General features: G+C 69.8%; 20 protein-coding genes. 9 read left to right on the top strand and 11 right to left on the bottom strand.

Going from position 1 to position 16,499, the window contains the following annotated elements:
• Nucleotides 1-531, bottom strand: a 531-nt coding sequence (locus MFF30_RS12970; RefSeq protein ID WP_238279836.1) for a LysR family transcriptional regulator, incomplete at its 3' end; no start/stop codon positions are given.
• Nucleotides 532-625: 94 nt separating this feature from the next.
• Here MFF30_RS12970 and MFF30_RS12965 point away from each other — a divergent pair.
• Nucleotides 626-1,507, top strand: coding sequence for an aldo/keto reductase family oxidoreductase (locus MFF30_RS12965; protein ID WP_238279835.1), 882 nt, complete (start codon nt 626-628; stop codon nt 1,505-1,507).
• A gap of 16 nt (nt 1,508-1,523) precedes the next feature.
• On the opposite strand, the gene MFF30_RS12960 is transcribed toward MFF30_RS12965, so the two are convergent.
• From MFF30_RS12960 to MFF30_RS12920, 9 genes are all read right to left on the bottom strand, one after another.
• Complete coding sequence (locus tag MFF30_RS12960) at nt 1,524-2,231, bottom strand: MgtC/SapB family protein (protein ID WP_238279834.1); 708 nt, start codon at nt 2,229-2,231, stop codon at nt 1,524-1,526.
• Nucleotides 2,232-2,279: 48 nt separating this feature from the next.
• On the bottom strand, nt 2,280-2,543 hold the full coding sequence (locus MFF30_RS12955) for a PepSY domain-containing protein (RefSeq protein ID WP_238279833.1): 264 nt from the start codon (nt 2,541-2,543) through the stop codon (nt 2,280-2,282).
• A 64-nt stretch (nt 2,544-2,607) separates the two neighbouring features.
• Complete coding sequence (locus tag MFF30_RS12950; RefSeq protein ID WP_238279840.1) at nt 2,608-3,309, bottom strand: pseudouridine synthase; 702 nt, start codon at nt 3,307-3,309, stop codon at nt 2,608-2,610.
• Between the two features lie 47 nt (nt 3,310-3,356).
• Nucleotides 3,357-4,292, bottom strand: coding sequence for a class I SAM-dependent methyltransferase (locus MFF30_RS12945; RefSeq protein WP_238279832.1), 936 nt, complete (start codon nt 4,290-4,292; stop codon nt 3,357-3,359).
• 129 nt (nt 4,293-4,421) lie between these two features.
• Nucleotides 4,422-5,411 (bottom strand): GTPase Era, encoded by a 990-nt coding sequence (gene era / locus MFF30_RS12940; RefSeq protein ID WP_373320898.1) that lies wholly within the window; start codon nt 5,409-5,411, stop codon nt 4,422-4,424.
• Nucleotides 5,404-6,198 (bottom strand): ribonuclease III, encoded by a 795-nt coding sequence (gene rnc, locus MFF30_RS12935; RefSeq protein ID WP_238279831.1) that lies wholly within the window; start codon nt 6,196-6,198, stop codon nt 5,404-5,406. Before rnc ends, era begins: the two co-directional genes overlap by 8 nt.
• Before the next feature lie 13 nt (nt 6,199-6,211).
• A complete protein-coding gene (gene lepB / locus MFF30_RS12930) occupies nt 6,212-7,012 on the bottom strand; it encodes a signal peptidase I (RefSeq protein WP_238279830.1) in 801 nt (266 codons plus the stop codon).
• 117 nt (nt 7,013-7,129) lie between these two features.
• Entirely contained in the window at nt 7,130-7,543 is a 414-nt protein-coding gene (acpS, locus tag MFF30_RS12925) for a holo-ACP synthase (RefSeq protein ID WP_238279829.1), read from the bottom strand.
• Complete coding sequence (locus MFF30_RS12920) at nt 7,540-8,301, bottom strand: pyridoxine 5'-phosphate synthase (protein WP_238279828.1); 762 nt, start codon at nt 8,299-8,301, stop codon at nt 7,540-7,542. Before MFF30_RS12920 ends, acpS begins: the two co-directional genes overlap by 4 nt.
• Before the next feature lie 95 nt (nt 8,302-8,396).
• On the opposite strand from MFF30_RS12920, the gene MFF30_RS12915 reads away from it, so the two are divergent.
• From MFF30_RS12915 to dxr, 8 genes are all read left to right on the top strand, one after another.
• Complete coding sequence (locus MFF30_RS12915; protein ID WP_238279827.1) at nt 8,397-8,771, top strand: PH domain-containing protein; 375 nt, start codon at nt 8,397-8,399, stop codon at nt 8,769-8,771.
• Between the two features lie 167 nt (nt 8,772-8,938).
• Complete coding sequence (locus tag MFF30_RS12910; RefSeq protein ID WP_238279826.1) at nt 8,939-10,006, top strand: 30S ribosomal protein S2; 1,068 nt, start codon at nt 8,939-8,941, stop codon at nt 10,004-10,006.
• 182 nt (nt 10,007-10,188) lie between these two features.
• On the top strand, nt 10,189-11,109 hold the full coding sequence (tsf, locus tag MFF30_RS12905) for a translation elongation factor Ts (protein ID WP_238279825.1): 921 nt from the start codon (nt 10,189-10,191) through the stop codon (nt 11,107-11,109).
• Between the two features lie 171 nt (nt 11,110-11,280).
• A complete protein-coding gene (gene pyrH / locus MFF30_RS12900) occupies nt 11,281-12,003 on the top strand; it encodes a UMP kinase (protein WP_238279824.1) in 723 nt (240 codons plus the stop codon).
• Between the two features lie 253 nt (nt 12,004-12,256).
• Nucleotides 12,257-12,823: a ribosome recycling factor gene (gene frr, locus MFF30_RS12895; RefSeq protein WP_238279823.1), complete on the top strand. Its 567-nt coding sequence runs from the start codon at nt 12,257-12,259 to the stop codon at nt 12,821-12,823.
• Nucleotides 12,824-12,899: 76 nt separating this feature from the next.
• Nucleotides 12,900-13,733, top strand: coding sequence for an isoprenyl transferase (locus MFF30_RS12890; RefSeq protein WP_238279822.1), 834 nt, complete (start codon nt 12,900-12,902; stop codon nt 13,731-13,733).
• Between the two features lie 2 nt (nt 13,734-13,735).
• Nucleotides 13,736-14,599, top strand: a complete 864-nt coding sequence (locus tag MFF30_RS12885; RefSeq protein WP_373320897.1) for a phosphatidate cytidylyltransferase — start codon at nt 13,736-13,738, stop codon at nt 14,597-14,599.
• Between the two features lie 12 nt (nt 14,600-14,611).
• Entirely contained in the window at nt 14,612-15,775 is a 1,164-nt protein-coding gene (gene dxr, locus MFF30_RS12880) for a 1-deoxy-D-xylulose-5-phosphate reductoisomerase (protein ID WP_238279821.1), read from the top strand.
• A 9-nt stretch (nt 15,776-15,784) separates the two neighbouring features.
• Here dxr and MFF30_RS12875 read toward each other — a convergent pair whose 3' ends face one another.
• On the bottom strand, nt 15,785-16,429 hold the full coding sequence (locus MFF30_RS12875; protein WP_238279820.1) for a TetR/AcrR family transcriptional regulator: 645 nt from the start codon (nt 16,427-16,429) through the stop codon (nt 15,785-15,787).
• Nucleotides 16,430-16,499 lie beyond the last annotated feature (70 nt).

Here is a 16,499-nt window from a genome sequence, read left to right as displayed (position 1 = left end):
TCCAGCGCTACGCGACGGCCGCCGCGCCGTCGCGTAGCGCTGGACCCGGGGACCGATCGGGACCGCGATCATGTCCTGCTCCAGCCGCTCGTCGTACCGGATGCCCGCGTCGCAGCCGGCGGCCAGTACGTCGACGAAGCCGTCCTCGGCGATCACCTCGAGACGGATGTCGGGATAGGCGGCGAGGAAGGGCGACACGATGCCGGGCAGGACGAGGCGTGCCGCGCTGACCGGCACGTTCAGCTTGAGTGTTCCGGCCGGGCGGTCGCGAAAGCTATTCACGACATCCAGGGCCGCCTCGACCGCCCCGAGGGCCGGGGTCAGTTGTTCGAGGAGGCGGGCGCCCGCCTCGGTGGGCGCGACGCTGCGGGTGGTGCGGTTGAGCAGGCGGACGCCCAACCGAGATTCCAAGCGGCGGACGGCCTCGCTGAGGCCGGACGCGCTCGATCCGCTTGCCCGAGCGCCATCACGAAATCCGCCGGCGCGCGCGACCGCGACGAAGGCGGAGAGATCGCCGAGATCCAGGCCCATTGTGCGCATCCTCGTACGGCGTGTGCCGATTGGACCTGATTATCGCGCAAGTCGCCGCGATCTACATCCTCCTCAGGCAGAGGAGAACATGAGCATGACCGACATCGGACAAGCGGGGACCTACGCGATTGGAGACCGCAGGGTGAAGCGCGTCGGCTACGGCGCGATGCAGCTGGCCGGGCCGCATGTCTTCGGGCCGCCGAAGGATCGAGAGAGCGCCGTTGCGGTGCTGCGCGAGGCCATCGCCAGCGGCGTGAATCATATCGATACAAGCGACTTCTACGGGCCGCATATCACCAACCAGATCATCCGCGAGGCGCTCCATCCGTATCCGGACGACCTCGTCATCGTCACCAAGGTGGGGGCGCGGCGCGGCCCGGACGCCTCATGGGAGCCGGCTTTCGCGGCGGACGACCTCAGGCAAGCGGTCCACGACAACCTGCGCAACCTCGGCGTCGACGCCCTCGACGTGGTCAACCTGCGCATCATGTTCGACGTGCACGGGCCGGCCGAGGGCTCCATCGCGGCGCCCCTCGCGGTCCTGGCCGAACTCCAACGCCAGGGGCTGATCCGGCGGATCGGCCTCAGCAACGTGACGGCCCGTCAGGTCGCCGAGGGTCGGTCGATCACCGAGATCGTTTGCGTGCAGAACGCCTACAACCTCGTGCATCGAGCCGACGACGCGCTCGTCGACGAACTTGCCGAGGCCGGGATCGCCTACGTGCCGTTCTTCCCGCTCGGCGGCTTCAGCCCGATCCAGTCAGGGGGCCTGTCCCGGATCGCCGAGCGCCTCGGGGCGACGCCGATGCAGGTGGCGCTGGCCTGGCTCTTGCGCCGCGCGCCCAACATCCTCCTGATTCCCGGCACGTCCTCGCTGGGTCACCTGCGCGAGAACCTCGCGGCCTCCGCATTGACGCTGGCGGACGAGGTCATGGCGGAACTCGATCGGCTCTCCAGCGCCGACCCGCGGGGTTGAGCCTCGGCGCGCCCCTTCATTCGCCCCCGGCGTCCCGGCCGATCGAGGTCCGCTCGATCGCCTCGACGCTCTCGACCCCCTCGTGACGGCGCAGGCGCTCGGTCAGGGCGTCGAGCGCGCCGCGATCCACGTGCACGAGGCAGAGGGTGATCTCGTCGCGATCGTCGGAGGTGCCCTGGCGGATCACGATCTGGCGCAGCTTTCCGGCACAGGGACCGGCCAGGATGCGCAGGCGCTCGGTGGTCAGGAGACCGTGCCGGGCCACCACGCGCAGGTCGTGGCGCTGACGCCGCGCGCGGTAGCGCTCCTCGATCGGTTTCATCCCGGCGAGGATGGCGAGCACGATGACGGTCGTGGCGATGGCCGGAACGTAGAGGCCGCCGCCGGCCGCGAGGCCGATGGCCGCGACCGCCCAGAGGCTGGCGGCCGTGGTCAGGCCCTTCACCACCTCGCCACGCAGCAGGATGGTGCCAGCCCCGAGAAACCCGATGCCCGAGACGACCTGCGCGGCGACGCGGGAAGGATCGAGGGTGACGTTCGGCCGCCCCAGGATGTCCGAGAATCCGAAGGCGGAAACGATCATCAGCAGGCAGGAGCCGACGCAGACCAGCATGTGCGTGCGCATGCCGGCGGCCCAGACCAGGCGCTCGCGCTCGAAGCCAATGACGCTGCCGAGGAGTGCGGCCGCCAGCAGGCGACCGACCATGTCGAGGTTGCTCAGCATGCCGCGCCTCGTATCATGCCAGCGAGATCCGGCGGCCGGGGCATGCGCTCACTTGTCGGGCTTCTCCGACAGGATGGCGCCGGTCTTCGGATCGGCGTGGAACTGCATCTTCACGCCGTTCTTCACACCCTCGCCCTCCCAATGGCCGTCGTCGGCCTCGAATTCGGTGATGCTGGTATAGCCCGCTGCCATTAGCTTCTGCTTGACCTGATCGGCCGGCATCCAGTCGGCCCCGGGCGTATCCGCACTCGACGAACCGACGGCGCCGGCACTCAGGGCGAGGGCGAGCATAAGGGTCGCGAATCGGTTCATGAGGCACCTCCCGCCGATATAGCCGGCTATCAAACGAGGGCTGGGCGCTCCGGTTCCGCGTGCGTCAGGCGCTCCCGCCCGCGAACACGGCGGCGATGTCGGCTTCGTCCAGGATGCGGTAGGCGCCGGGCTCGAGATCCGCCGGCAGATCGAGGCCGCCGACGCGGTCGCGGTGCAGGGCCGTGACGTGATTGCCGATCGCCGCGAACATGCGCCGGACCTGATGGTAGCGCCCCTCGTGCAAGGTAACCACGGCGCCCGTCTCGCCCTCGGCCTCGAAGTCGACCGGCAGCAGGGGCTTCTCCTCGCCCTCCAGCATCAGGGTGCCGGCGGCGAAGATCGCGGCCTCTCCGCCGGTCAGGGGCCGGTCGAGGGTGACGCGGTAGCGCTTGGCCACGTTGGCCTTCGGGGCGATGATCCGGTGGAGCAGGGCGCCGTCGTCCGTGAGGAGGAGGAGGCCCGAGGTCTCCTTGTCGAGGCGGCCGACCGTGGAGAGGGCCGGATCCCGCCGCCGCCAGCGCTCGGGCAGCAGGCCGTAGACGAGGGGACCCACCTCCTTGTGCGAGCAGGTGACGCCGAGCGGCTTGTGCAGCATCAGGGTCAGGCCCGGGGGCGGATCGAGGGGTTCGCCGTCGATCAGCATCCGCTGCGCGAGGTCCGGCGTCACCGGGATGCGCTGGTCGGCATCGCGCAGGGGCACGCCGTCCAGCACGACGAGGCCGGCCCGGGTCAGGAGGGCGATCTCCCGGCGGGAGCCGTAGCCCATGTTGGCGAGCAGCCGGTCGAGGCGCAGGTTGGCGGCCTTGGTCTTCGTCACCGGCGCGCCTCGTAGATCTTGTAGCCGCCCGCCGACGCCTTCAGCGCCACGGCCTTGAAGGCGGCGTTCAGGGGCGCCTCGTAGGGCAGGTGGGTGTTGGCGGTGAGCCAGAGGCTGCCGCCGGGGCGCAGGGCCTCCGCCGCCCGGGCGATGAAGGCCTGCCCGAGGGCCTGGTCCTCGGCGCCGCCGTCGTGGAAGGGCGGGTTCATCACCACGAAGTCGAGGCGGCTGAGCCCGAGGCCGCCGGAGCGGATGTCGGCCCAGTGCAGGGTCGCGCGGGGATCGCCGACGTTGCGGGTCGCCATCTCGACGGCGCGCCGGTCGATGTCGATCAGGGTCAACCCCGTTACTTTCGGCGATGCCAGCACGGACCGGGCGAGAATGCCGAGGCCGCAGCCGAAATCGGCGCCCGTGCCTGCGAGGAGGGGCAGGTTGGCCAGCAGCAAGGCGGTGCCCGGATCGAGCCGATCGTAGGAGAAGATCCCCGCCTGGCTGCAGAGCGCGAGGTTGTCGATGTGGCGCGGGCCGCCCTCGTGGATCGCCTCTTCGAGGCCGCTCACCGTCTCGGGGCGCGTCAGCGCGCAGATGCGGTGGTGCCGGCGTGCCTCCTCGTGCACGGCGCAGCCGAAGCCCGCCAGTTCCTTGCCGAGCCGGCTGCCGCCGCGATCCTTCGGGGCCAGGGCGGTCAGCCGGCCGCCGGGCCGCAGGGCCTGGAGAGCGAGGGCGAGCACGTAGCGCCGCTCGAGGGTGCCGGCCGGCGCCAGGACGTCGACGCGCTCCAGGCTACCGGGGGCGAGATCCTCCAGGCGGCCGGCACCCGGGACCAGGGGTGAGACCTGCAGGGCGGTCTCGGCCACCTGGACCAGTTCGAGGGGCGGCGCGCCGTAGACGGCTTCCGGGGCGGGCGCTTCCGAGACGGGTATGGGGGACATCGTAACGGGATCCGGCGCGACGGCGCGCGCGCCTCGACGGCTCAGGGCGTGACAGGAAATCGGGAGGCTCGGGCCGCCGCGCGATGAGAATCGTCGCGGGGGCCGGTCTCCCGTCCTCATAGCGCATGCTCAGCCGCGCGGGAACTCCAGACCCATCTCCCGGTAGCGCGCCGGATCGTCCGCCCAGTTCTCCCGCACCTTGACGTGCAGGAAGAGGTGCACGGTCTGCTCGGCCGCTTCCGCGATCTCGTGGCGGGCGGCCTGCCCGATCGCCTTGATGGTCTGGCCGCCCTTGCCGAGCACGATGGAGCGCTGGCTCTCGCGCTCCACGAAGATGGTCTGCTCGATTCGCACCGAGCCGTCGGGGCGGACCTGCCACTGGTCGGTCTCGACCGTGGAGCGGTAGGGCAGTTCCTCGTGCAGGCGGTCGTAGAGCTTCTCGCGCGTGATCTCGGCGGCGAGCATCCGGATCGGCGCGTCGGAGACCTGGTCCTCCGGGTAGAGCCAGGGGCTCTTCGGCATCATGCCGGCGAGCGTCGACTTCAGCGTCTCGATGCCGTCGCCGTTGAGCGCCGAGACCATGAAGGTATGCTGGAACGGGATGCGCTCGTTCAGCGTGGCGGCCAGCGCCAGCAGGCGGTCGCGGGGGATCAGGTCGATCTTGTTGAGGATCAGCACCTTGGGGCGCTTCACGTCCGGCAGCTTGGCCAGGATCGCTTCGACTTCATCGGTCACGCCCTTGCGGGCATCGATGAGGAGGCAAACCGCGTCGGCATCCGAGGCGCCGCTCCAGGCCGAATGCACCATCGCCCGGTCGAGGCGGCGCTTCGGGGCGAATATCCCGGGCGTATCGACGAGGATGACCTGCGCGGTCTCGTGCATGACGATGCCGCGCACCAGGGCGCGGGTGGTCTGGACCTTGCGCGAGACGATCGAGACCTTGGTGCCGACGAGGCTATTCAGGAGCGTCGACTTGCCGGCATTCGGGATACCGATCAGCGCGACGAAGCCCGCGGTGGTGTTCTCCGGCATCGTCACGGCGGGCCGCGGCTGAAGCGGCGGCGGGGTGAAATCGTCGTCGCCGTCGAAATCGTCGTCCGGCAAATCGTCGTCAGGCATCTGAGGCTTGTCCTTCGTCGACGTCCGCCGACGTCTCCTGGGTTCGGGAGGGGGCGGGGCCGGTGATCTCGCGCTCCAGCACGAGGCGGGCGGCCTCCTGCTCGGCCAGACGTTTCGAGGGGCCGACCCCGACGCCGGGGTCCAGGCCCTCGACGCGCACGGCGATTCGGAAGACGGGAGCGTGGTCGGGGCCGGAGCGCTCGACCACGTCGTAGACGGGAATCGGCAGGGCGCGGGCCATCGCCCATTCCTGCAGGGCCGACTTCGCATCCCGGCCGCGCGGGGCCGCCGTGTCGGTGTCGGGCGTGAAAGCAGCGTTCACGATGGCCTTGGCGGCCTCGTAACCGGCATCGAGGTAGACGGCGCCGAGGATCGATTCGCAGACATCGGCCAGGATGGTCTGATTGCGGCGTCCGCCGCTCTGGACCTCGCCGGGTCCGAGGGCGAGGTGCGGACCGACATCCCAAACGGTGGCGACCGCCGCGCAGGTCTCGCGGCGGACGAGGCCGGCCAGACGCCGGGACAGCTCGCCCTCGTCCGCGCCCGGAAAGGCCTCGTAGAGGAGATCGCCGATGGCGAGGCCGAGGACGCGGTCGCCGAGAAATTCCAGGCGCTGATAGCTGCCCAGGCGGCCGTTGCCGCCGGCCTTGCTCACGTGGGTCAGGGCGAGCGCGAGGAGTTTCGGGTCCGCGAAGACGTGGCCGATCCGGGCCTCGAGCACGGCGAGGCTGGGCTTGGGACGGGGCGCGCGCCGCGCCCGGCTGGAGGGACGCGCCTCTTCGGTCACAATACTGAACGTCCTAGTGAATGGCCGTGAACAGCCGGTTCCAGCGCACCTTCGCCGGCCAGTTCCAGATCTGCCACGCCGGCGTGCCCTCGTCGATGGAGAAGAAGATCATCTCCGCGCGCCCGACGAAGTTCTCGAAGGGCACGAAGCCCACGTTGGCGAGATCGCGCGAATCGGTCGAGTTGTCGCGGTTGTCGCCCATCATGAAGAAGCGGCCCTGCGGCACGGTGTAGGGCTCGGTGTTGTCCCAGTAGCCGTTGTCGCCGTCGCGCTCGATCACCCGGTGGGTGACGCCGTTGGGCAGGGTCTCGAGGTACTGCTCGGCCTTGGCCTGCTCGCCGTAGGGCCCAGTCGTCTCGAACGGCGCGATCTTCTCGCGCTTGACCGGCACGTCGTTAATGTACAGGAGCCCGGCCTTCATCTGGACCTTGTCGCCCGGCAGGCCGATGACGCGCTTGATGTAGTCGGTGGAATTGTCCTTGGGCAGCTTGAACACCGCGATGTCGCCGCGCTTGGGCTCGGCCGCCCAGATCCGCCCGTCGGCCGTGAACGGCAGGTACTCGCTCAAGGGCAGGGAGTATTTCGAGTAGCCGTAGGAATATTTCGAGACGAACAGGTAGTCGCCGATCAGCAGCGTCGGAACGAGGGAACCCGAGGGGATGTTGAAGGGCTGAAACAGAAGTGTGCGCACCACGAGGGCGATGAGCAGGGCCTGCCCGCCGACCTTCAGCGTCTCCTTGATGCTCGCCCAGGTGCCGGTTTCGGCGACCTTCAGGTCACGCTTCGTCTGGTGGTCCACGCGGGCACGTTCCATCTGGCTGCCATCTCCGGTCCGACGCCGGCACCCGGATTCCGGGCGCCTTCCGTCGTCGACGGTCGAGCGGCGGCATAGACCATGCGCAAAGGCGCCGCAACGCAAGGGCTTCCAAGACTAAGTCCGTGCCGTGCCGTCCGGCACCGCCTCGATGATCACGAAGGCCTGAGCCATGGGCGGATCGTCCGTGAGGGTGATGTGCAGCTTCGGCGCGTGGCCGGCGGGCATCATGGCCATGAGATGCTCGGCCGCCGCCCCGGTGAGCCGGAGCGTCGGGCGCCCCCCGGGCAGATTGACCACCTCCATGTCCCGCCAGAACACGCCCTGGGCGATGCCGGTGCCGAGCGCCTTAGCGCAGGCCTCCTTGGCGGCAAAGCGCCGGGCATAGGAGGGCGCGCGCGCCGCGCGGGCGTCGCACTTGGCGCGCTCGCCGTCGGTGAAGACCCGGTGGGTGAAGCGCTCGCCGTAGCGGGCGAGCGACTTCTCGATCCTGCGGATATCGCAGAGGTCGGAGCCGATCCCGAGAATCATGCCCGCGCCGCGTCCATGGCCGCGCGCATGTCGCGGATCGCCTGGGGCAGACCGACGAAGATCGCCTCTCCGATCAGCGCGTGCCCGATGTTGAGTTCCGCGATCTCGGGCAGGGCCGCCACCGGGCCGACGCTGTCGAGGGCGAGGCCGTGGCCGGCATGGATCTCGAGGCCGATCTCCGCCCCGTAGGTGGCCGCGCGGGTGATACGTCCGAGTTCGTGTGCGGTGCGGGCCCCGTCGCCCTCGGCCACCGCCTCGCAGTAGCTGCCGGTGTGCAATTCGACCACCGGGGCGCCTAGCCGCCAGGCCGCGTCCATCACCGCCGCGTCGGGCTCGACGAAAAGGGAGACGCGGATACCGGCTTGCCCCAAGCGGGCGATGCGGGGGAGCAGGGATTCGTAGGCGCCGACGATGTCAAGGCCGCCCTCGGTGGTGCGCTCCTCGCGCTTCTCCGGCACGAGGCAGGCCGCGTGCGGCTTGAGGCGGATCGCCATCCCGATCATCTCGTCGGTGGCCGCCATCTCGAAATTGAGCGGAACGGTAAGGATACGCGCCAGGGTCTCCATGTCGGCGTCGCGGATGTGCCGGCGGTCCTCGCGCAGGTGGGCCGTGATGCCGTCCGCTCCCGCCGCGACCGCCGCATGCGCCGCGCGGATCGGGTCCGGCGCCGTGCCGCCGCGGGCGTTCCGCACCGTGGCGACGTGGTCGATGTTCACCCCGAGCCGCAGGCGATTCGGGGATGGGGCGGAGGTGGACATCGCGGCGGACTCCGAACGGAAACACGACACCCTGACGGACGGGCGCCCGGGCCCCTACATAGGCGACACGCAGCTTCAGGGGGATACGGCGCGCGATGGGTTTTCTCGATGGATTGCTCGGCCACGGCAGCGACCTCACGCCCGCGGAGGTGAACGAGCAGCTGACCGGCATCCTCACGCAGGGGGAATCGGTTCAGGTCGCCTTCCGCATCCTGCGCGACCTGATCGTTTTCACCGACCGGCGCCTGATCCTGGTGGACAAGCAGGGACTGACCGGCCGCAAGGTCTCGTACATGACCGTGCCCTACCGGGCGATCACGTCGTTTTCCGTGGAGACGGCGGGAAGCTTCGACCTCGATTCGGAGCTCGCGATCTGGGTCTCGGGCCGAGCCGAGCCGATCCGCAAGACCCTGAAGCGCGGCGCCAACATCCTGGCGATCCAGCAGGCGATCGCGGCCTCGATCCGCTGATCGCGACGGTGCCGGCAAACCTTGCCTCGGCGGGCGGCCTCTGTTAAGGCCCCGCCCATTCCACACGCGGAGCCGGCCTCATGCCTGAATGAGGCGTTTCCGGTGGTCGTCGTCCCTCGGGCGCGATCGCTTCCTCCGCGGCGGTACCAACCGGAGAGTACACAGACATGGCCGTTGATTTCACCATGCGTCAGCTTCTCGAGGCCGGCGCCCACTTCGGACACCAGGCCCACCGCTGGAACCCGAAGATGCAGTCCTACATCTTCGGGACGCGCAACAACATCCACATCATCGACCTCGCCCAGACCGTGCCGGCCCTTCATCAGGCCCTGCAGGCTGTGAGCGACACCGTCGCCAAGGGCGGCCGCGTGCTGTTCGTCGGCACCAAGCGTCAGGCTGCCGACACCATCGCGGAAGCCGCCAAGCGCTCGGCCCAGTACTACGTCAACTCCCGCTGGCTCGGCGGCATGCTGACCAACTGGAAGACCATCTCGGGCTCGATCCAGCGCCTGCGCAAGGTCGACGAGACCCTCGACGGCGGGGCCCAGGGCCTCACCAAGAAGGAGCGCCTGATGCTTGCCCGCGAGAAGGACAAGCTCGAGAAGGCGCTGGGCGGCATCAAGGACATGGGCGGCGTGCCGGACCTGCTCTTCGTGATCGACACGAACAAGGAGCAGCTGGCGATCAAGGAGGCCCAGCGCCTCGGCATCCCGGTGGCGGCCATCGTCGACACCAACTGCAACCCGGACGGCATCACCTACGTCGTGCCCGCCAACGATGACGCCGGCCGCGCCATCGCCCTGTACTGCGACCTGATCGCCCGCGCCGCCATCGACGGTATCTCGCGCGGCCAGGGCTCGATGGGCGTCGACATCGGCGCCTCCGAGGAGCCGGTCGCCGAGGAGTTGCCGGCCAACGACGACACGGCGGCCTCCATCGAGTCCGGCTCGGTCACCCAGGCTGACGTCGCCGCCCTCGTGGAGTCCACCGAGCACTTCGAGCTGCTCTCGGCTCCCCGCGGCGCGCCCGACGACCTGTCCAAGCTCCACGGCGCCGGCCCCCAGATCGTGCAGAAGCTCAACGAGGCGGGCATCTACCACTACTGGCAGCTCGCCTCCATGAGCGCCGACGACGTCGCCAAGGTCGATGCCGACCTCAAGCTGAACGGCCGCATCGGTCGCGACGGCTGGGTCGAGCAGGCCCGCGGCTTCGTCGAGGCCGCCGCCGCCGCCTGATCCCGCGCCGGCGGCCCGTCATCGGGCCGCCATCGGCGGATCGGACACTGCTTCCTGAAGCCCGGCGCTTGTCCTGAGCGCCGGGCTCAGTCGCTTCAGAAGACTCAACCCCTCAAGAAACGCCGGCTTCGCGAGCCCCCCGGGGCAGCTTTGAATCCGGCAAGACACGGAAAGGACCCGCCATGGCCAACATCACCGCCGCACTGGTGAAAGAGCTCCGCGAGAAGACCGGCGCGGGCATGATGGACTGCAAGGGCGCGCTCAACGAGACGGACGGCGACATCGAAGCCGCCGTGGACTGGCTGCGCAAGAAGGGTCTCGCCAAGGCCGCCAAGAAGGCCGGTCGCGTCGCCGCCGAGGGTCTCGTGGCCGTCGAGTCCGCCGGCCACCACGCCGCCATCGTCGAGGTGAATTCCGAGACTGACTTCGTCGCCCGCAACGACAGCTTCCAGGCCTTCGTCCGCGAGGCAGCCAAGCTCGCCCTGAACACCGACGGAACCCTGGAGGGCCTCGAGGCCGCCACGTTCCCCGGCTCCGCGACGACGGTCAAGGAGAGCCTCGCCAACCTCATCGCCACCATCGGCGAGAACATGACCCTGCGCCGCGTCGCCAAGCTCGACGTGACCAAGGGCGTCATCGCCTCCTACGTCCACGGCCAGGTCGCCGACGGCCTCGGCAAAATCGGCGTGCTCGTGGCGCTGGAATCCGAAGGCGATGTCGAGGTGCTCTCCGCCCTCGGCCGGCAGATCGCCATGCATGTCGCCGCCACCAACCCGGTGGCGCTCGATGCCGCCGGCGTCGACCAGGCGACCCTCGACCGCGAGATCAACATCCTGCGCGAGAAGAATGCCGGCAAGCCCGAGAACGTGCTCGCCAAGATCGTCGAGAGCGGCCTGAAGAGCTACTACAAGGAGGTCACCCTCCTGGAGCAGCCCTTCGTGCATGACGGCTCCAAGACCGTTTCCCAGGTCCTCAAGGAGGCCGAAGGCAAGGCCGGCTCGCCGGTCAAGCTCACCGCCTTCGTGCGCTACGCCCTCGGCGAGGGCATCGAGAAGGAAGAGGGTCCGGACTTCGCGTCCGAGGTCGCGAGCCTCTCGCGCTGAGGCGCCGCGCGCCGGTCGATCCGGCGCCGAATGCATCCGAAAACGACGCGGGGGCGGTGGCAGCGATGCCGCCGCCCCTCGACGTTCCGGGCCGCCTTGGGCTAGACACCCCTCCGCTTCCATTTGGCTTCCCGCCCGAGACCTCGGGCCGGGTTTGAGGGGACTGGCTCGATGCCGGAGACCACACCGTTTCGCCGCGTCCTCGTGAAGCTCTCGGGCGAGGCCCTGACGGCTCCCGACGGCTACTGGCTGCACCCGCCGACGCTCGCGGGCATCGCCGACGACATCGCCCGCACCCGCGAGGCCGGCATCCAGATCGCCCTGGTCGTGGGCGGCGGCAACATGATCCGCGGGGCCCGCATCTCGGCCGCCGGCTGGATCGACCGGGCCACCGGCGATTCCCTCGGCATGATGGCCACGGTGATGAACTCGCTGGCCCTGGAGACGGCGCTGAACGCCGCCGGCGTTCCGGCCCGCACCATGTCGGCGGTCTCGATGCCGACGATCTGCGAGACCTACGCCCGCCAGCCCGCCCTGCACCACCTGGACAAGGGGCAGGTCGTGGTGCTCGCGGGGGGCACCGGCAACCCCTACTTCACCACCGACACCGCCGCCGTGCTGCGGGCGGCCGAACTGCGCTGCGAGGCCGTGCTCAAGGCGACGCAGGTGGACGGCGTCTACTCGGCCGACCCGAAGCGCGATCCCAGCGCCACCCGCTACGACCGCCTGACCCACGACGAGGCCATCGCCCGCGACCTCAAGGTGATGGACACCGCCGCCTTCGCGCTGGCTCGCGAGAGCCGCCTGTCGATCGTCGTCGGCTCGGTCCATGCCCCGAGTTCCATCAAGGCGATCCTCACCGGCGATGCGCCGGCCACTCACGTCGTCCCCTGAACGCGTGTGGCGACGTGCTCGCTCGTTCGAGAAAAGAGAATGACGCGGGAACGGAAAGCTTACGGGCATCGCACCATGCATAGCGCCGGGGGATTCCGCCCGCGGCATCGGCGCGGATGACCGAGCGAGCGATTTCGCGGCGCGCGGGCGCGAACGCCATTTGCGACCCATCTCGTTTTGGTTCATTGAGGCCCACGAACGGGCCCCGGCGGCCCGACCCCACCTCCTCCAGTTCGCGTCGGGAACGATCCGCATGGCAGCCATTCCAGAGTTCGACCTGAATGACATCAAGCGCCGCATGCAGGGCGCCGTCGCCTCGCTCAAGGGCGATCTCGGCTCCCTGCGTACCGGCCGCGCCACGCCGAGCATCCTCGATCCGATCCAGGTCGACGCCTACGGGGCGATGATGCCCATGGCCCAGGTCGCCACCGTCAGCGTTCCGGAGCCGCGCCTCCTCTCGATCTCGGTCTGGGACCGCGGCATGGTCACCGCCGTCGAGAAGGCCATCCGCGAGTCCGACCTCGGCATGAATCCGCAGACGGAAGGCCAGACGATCCGCCTGCGCGTGCCGGAAATGAACGAGCAGCGCCGCAAGGAGATGGTCAAGGTCGCGCACAAGTACACCGAGGAGGCCCGCGTCGCGGTCCGCCACGTTCGCCGTGACGGCCTCGACCACCTCAAGAAGCTCGAGAAGGACGGCGCCATCAGCGAGGACGACGAGAAGCGTCAGGCGGGCGACGTCCAGAAGGCCACCGACCAGTTCATCGCCGAGATCGACGGCGTGCTCGCCGCCAAGGAAAAGGAGATCATGCAGGTCTAGGGGCCCGCAGGATCGACCTGATACGGTCTTGGGACGGCGCGTGATCGACACGAACGACGGATGGGGGAGAAGCGCGTTGGGTCGCTCAGGGGGCGCGCGTCAGATCGAGGCCGCGAGGGTGAACGGCGCCGAGGCGGTCGCGCAGGGCGCTCCGGATAGCGGGCCGACGGGCTTTTCCGCGCAGCCGCTCGCCGGGCAGGCTGCGCCTGCCCATGTCGCCATCATCATGGACGGCAACGGGCGCTGGGCGGCCGGGCGCGGATTGCCCCGCGTCGAGGGCCACCGCCGGGGCGTCGAGGCGGTGCGACGGGCCGTGCGCTCGGCCATCGACCTCGGCGTACGCTACCTGACCATCTACAGCTTCTCGTCCGAGAATTGGCGCCGGCCCGCCGCCGAGGTCGCCGACCTCATGGGCCTGCTCAAGCTCTTCGTGCGCCGCGACCTCGCGGACCTGCACGGCAACAACGTGCGCGTGCGCATCATCGGAGAGCGCGCCGGTCTGAGCGCCGACATCGCCGGCCTCCTCGACGAGGCCGAGGAGCGCACCCGTGCCAATACCGGCCTCACCCTGGTGGTTGCCTTCAACTACGGCGGTCGCCAGGAGATCCTGCGTGCGGTGCGTCGCCTCGCTCGCGACGTCGCGGAGGGACGCCTCGTCCCCGAGGCCATCGACTTCGACGCCCTGTCGGGGGCCCTCGACACCACCGGCATCCCGGATCCGGACCTCGTCATCCGCACCTCCGGCGAGCAACGCCTCTCGAACTTCCTCACTTGGCAGACGGCTTACGCCGAGTACGTGATCGTGCCGGAATTCTGGCCCGATTTCGACGACGACGCCTTCCGGGCGGCCCTCGACGAATATCATCGCCGCGACCGCCGCTTCGGCGGCCTCAGCGGCAAGGCCGGCTGATCGTGGCGCCCGGAGAGGCGGCACCCACCGCGCCGCGTGGTCCCTTCGCGGGCCGCGAATTTCAGGCCCGGGTGGTCTCGGCGCTCCTGCTCGGCGCCATCGTGCTCTCGGCCCTGATCATCGGCGGCTGGCCCTTCGCGGTGATCTGGCTCGCCGCCGGCATCGTCTTCGCCGCCGAGTGGATCGGCATGAGCGCGACCGCGCCGCGCCGCCTCGTGCTCGCGTTCACCGCCGCGACGCTGTTCGGCCTCGTGCTCTGCCTGCATGGGGACGCCTCGTTCGGAGCCGGCCTCGCCGTCGCGGGCATCGGCATGGTCCTGGTGGCAGCGGTGGCCAAAGAGGCAGCCGGACGGGTCCGGGCCGTCGTCGGCCTCACCTGCGCGGCCGTGATCGCCCTGGTGCCCACCGCCCTGCGCGACGATCCGGCCATCGGTCTCCTCGGCCCCGCCTGGATGTTCGCCGTGGTCTGGACCACCGACATCGTGGCCTACTTCACCGGCCGCACCCTGGGCGGCCCCAAGCTGATGCCGCGGGTCAGCCCCAAGAAGACCTGGTCGGGCGCCATCGGGGGCCTCGTCGGCGGGACGCTGGCGGGGATCGGCCTCGTGGTCTTCGCTCGCGATCACGGCTGGAGCGACCTCGCCACCGCGCCGCTCGCCCTCGTGGGCCTCCTCAGCGCCGTCGCCTCGATCCTCAGCCAGGGGGGCGACCTCGTGGAATCGGCCCTCAAGCGCCGTTATGGCGTCAAGGATTCGGGCCGCTCCATTCCGGGCCACGGCGGCGTCATGGATCGCCTCGACGGCTTCTTCGCCGTGGCCGTCCTGGCCGGATTCTATCTCATCGCCCGCCGCTTCGTGGCGGCCTGAAGGACCCATCCGTTGCTGACCGTCACAATCCTCGGCGCCACCGGCTCCATCGGCCAATCCACCATCGACCTGCTGCTCCAGCATCCCGACCGCTTCCGCATCGGCGGCCTCGTGGCGGGGCGCGACGTCGCGGCGATCGCCCGGCTCGCCGGTGACCTGAACCCCGATTTCGTCGCCCTGGCCGACGAATCCACCGGCCCGGCCCTGCGCGAGGCGCTGGCCCACACGGGCATTCGCAATGGGGCCGGGGAGGGCGCCGTGCTGGAGGCGGTCGCCCGCGATGCCGACATCGTCGTGGCGGCAGTGAGCGGGGCCGCGGGCCTGCGCCCGACGCACGAGGCGCTGAAGCTCGGCCGCACGGTGGCGCTGGCCAACAAGGAGAGCCTGGTCTGTGCCGGCGACGCCTTCATGCGCGACGCCAAGCGCTACGGCGCCACGTTGCTGCCGGTGGATTCCGAGCACAATGCCCTGGCCCAGGCGCTCGGCGACGGGCGCCTCGACGACGTTTCGAAGATGACGATCACGGCCTCCGGCGGCCCGTTCCGGACCTGGACCCGCGAGCGCATCGCGAGCGCCTCGCCCACGGAGGCCGCCGCCCACCCGACCTGGTCGATGGGCATGAAGATCAACATCGATTCGGCCTCCCTGATGAACAAGGGGCTGGAGCTGATCGAGGCGCACCACCTCTTCGCCCTAGAGCCGGAGCGCCTGGACGTCATCGTCCACCCGCAATCGATCGTGCACGGCCTCGTCTACTGGCGCGACGGCGCGGTGACAGCCGGCCTCGCCATGCCGGATATGCGGGTGCCGATCGCCCATTGCCTCGGCCTCGGCGAGCGCCTGACGATCGCGCGCGGACGCCATCTCGACCTCGCCGCCGCCGGTAGCCTCACCTTCGAGGCAGCCGACGAGGCTCGCTTCCCCTGTCTGCGCATCGCCCGCGCGGCCCTCGCCGCCGGGGGCGCCGCCCCGACCGTGATGAACGCAGCCAACGAGATCGCGGTGGCAGCCTTCATCAAGGGGGCGATCGGATTTTACGGCATCGCCGATCTCGTCGAGCGGGCCTGCGAACATTTCGCCGCCCAGTACCGGAGCGCGCCCGAGAATGTCGACGAGGCCCTGGCCATCGACGCCGAGGTCCGCCGGTGGAGCAGCCAGGCCGTCGCGACGGCTTGAGCCGCCGCGTCAGGTCTCCGGGGCGTAGCCAGCCAGGAACACCCGCACGGCTTCCTCGACATTGTGCCCGATCTCCGACTGCACGGCACCGTCGCCGGCGTTGAACAGCAGCCGGGTCAGCAATCCAGCCTGGCACATTTGCAGGAACTGACGGGCGGCGAGGTTGGTATCCGCCGGGCGCAGTCGCCCGGCGGCGACCTGCGCGTCTAGATAGGCGGCGAGCCGGGTCGTCCCCTGGACCGGCCCCGCCTCGAAGAAGGCCTGGCCGAGGCGCGGGAACTTCTCGCAGGCGCCGATCACCATCCGAATCACCGTGACGTGCTCCGGCCGGACCATCTCGGCGAGGTAGCTGCGCCCCAGGCGCGTCAGCACATCGCGTAAGTCGGGATCGTCGGCATCGAGCCGGAACAGCACCTCGGCGAGTCCGCGCTTTTCCGCCAGCGCCAGGGCCTCGAACAGGGCTTCCTTGCTGTCGAAGTAGACGTAGAGCGTCCCTTTGGAGACGCCCGCCGCCTTGGCGATTTCGCCCATGCTCGCGCCGTCGAACCCCGAAGCCATGAAGACCGCGCGGGCGCCTTCCAGGATTTGACGACGCTTATCGGTCTCGGGCGATGTGCGCTCCCGCGCATCCGGGGTGGCTTCGGCGATCGCCATGGTCGTCATCCTGATTGACCGAACGGTTCGGTCATAATATCTCAGTGACCCGGACCGCACCAGCTTTCGC

The organism is Methylobacterium goesingense (genome assembly GCF_022179225.1).
GTDB classification, from domain to species: Bacteria; Pseudomonadota; Alphaproteobacteria; order Rhizobiales; family Beijerinckiaceae; genus Methylobacterium; species Methylobacterium goesingense.
The sequence above is the reverse complement of the archived record's forward strand: the minus strand, read 5'-3'. Positions and strand labels throughout refer to the sequence as shown.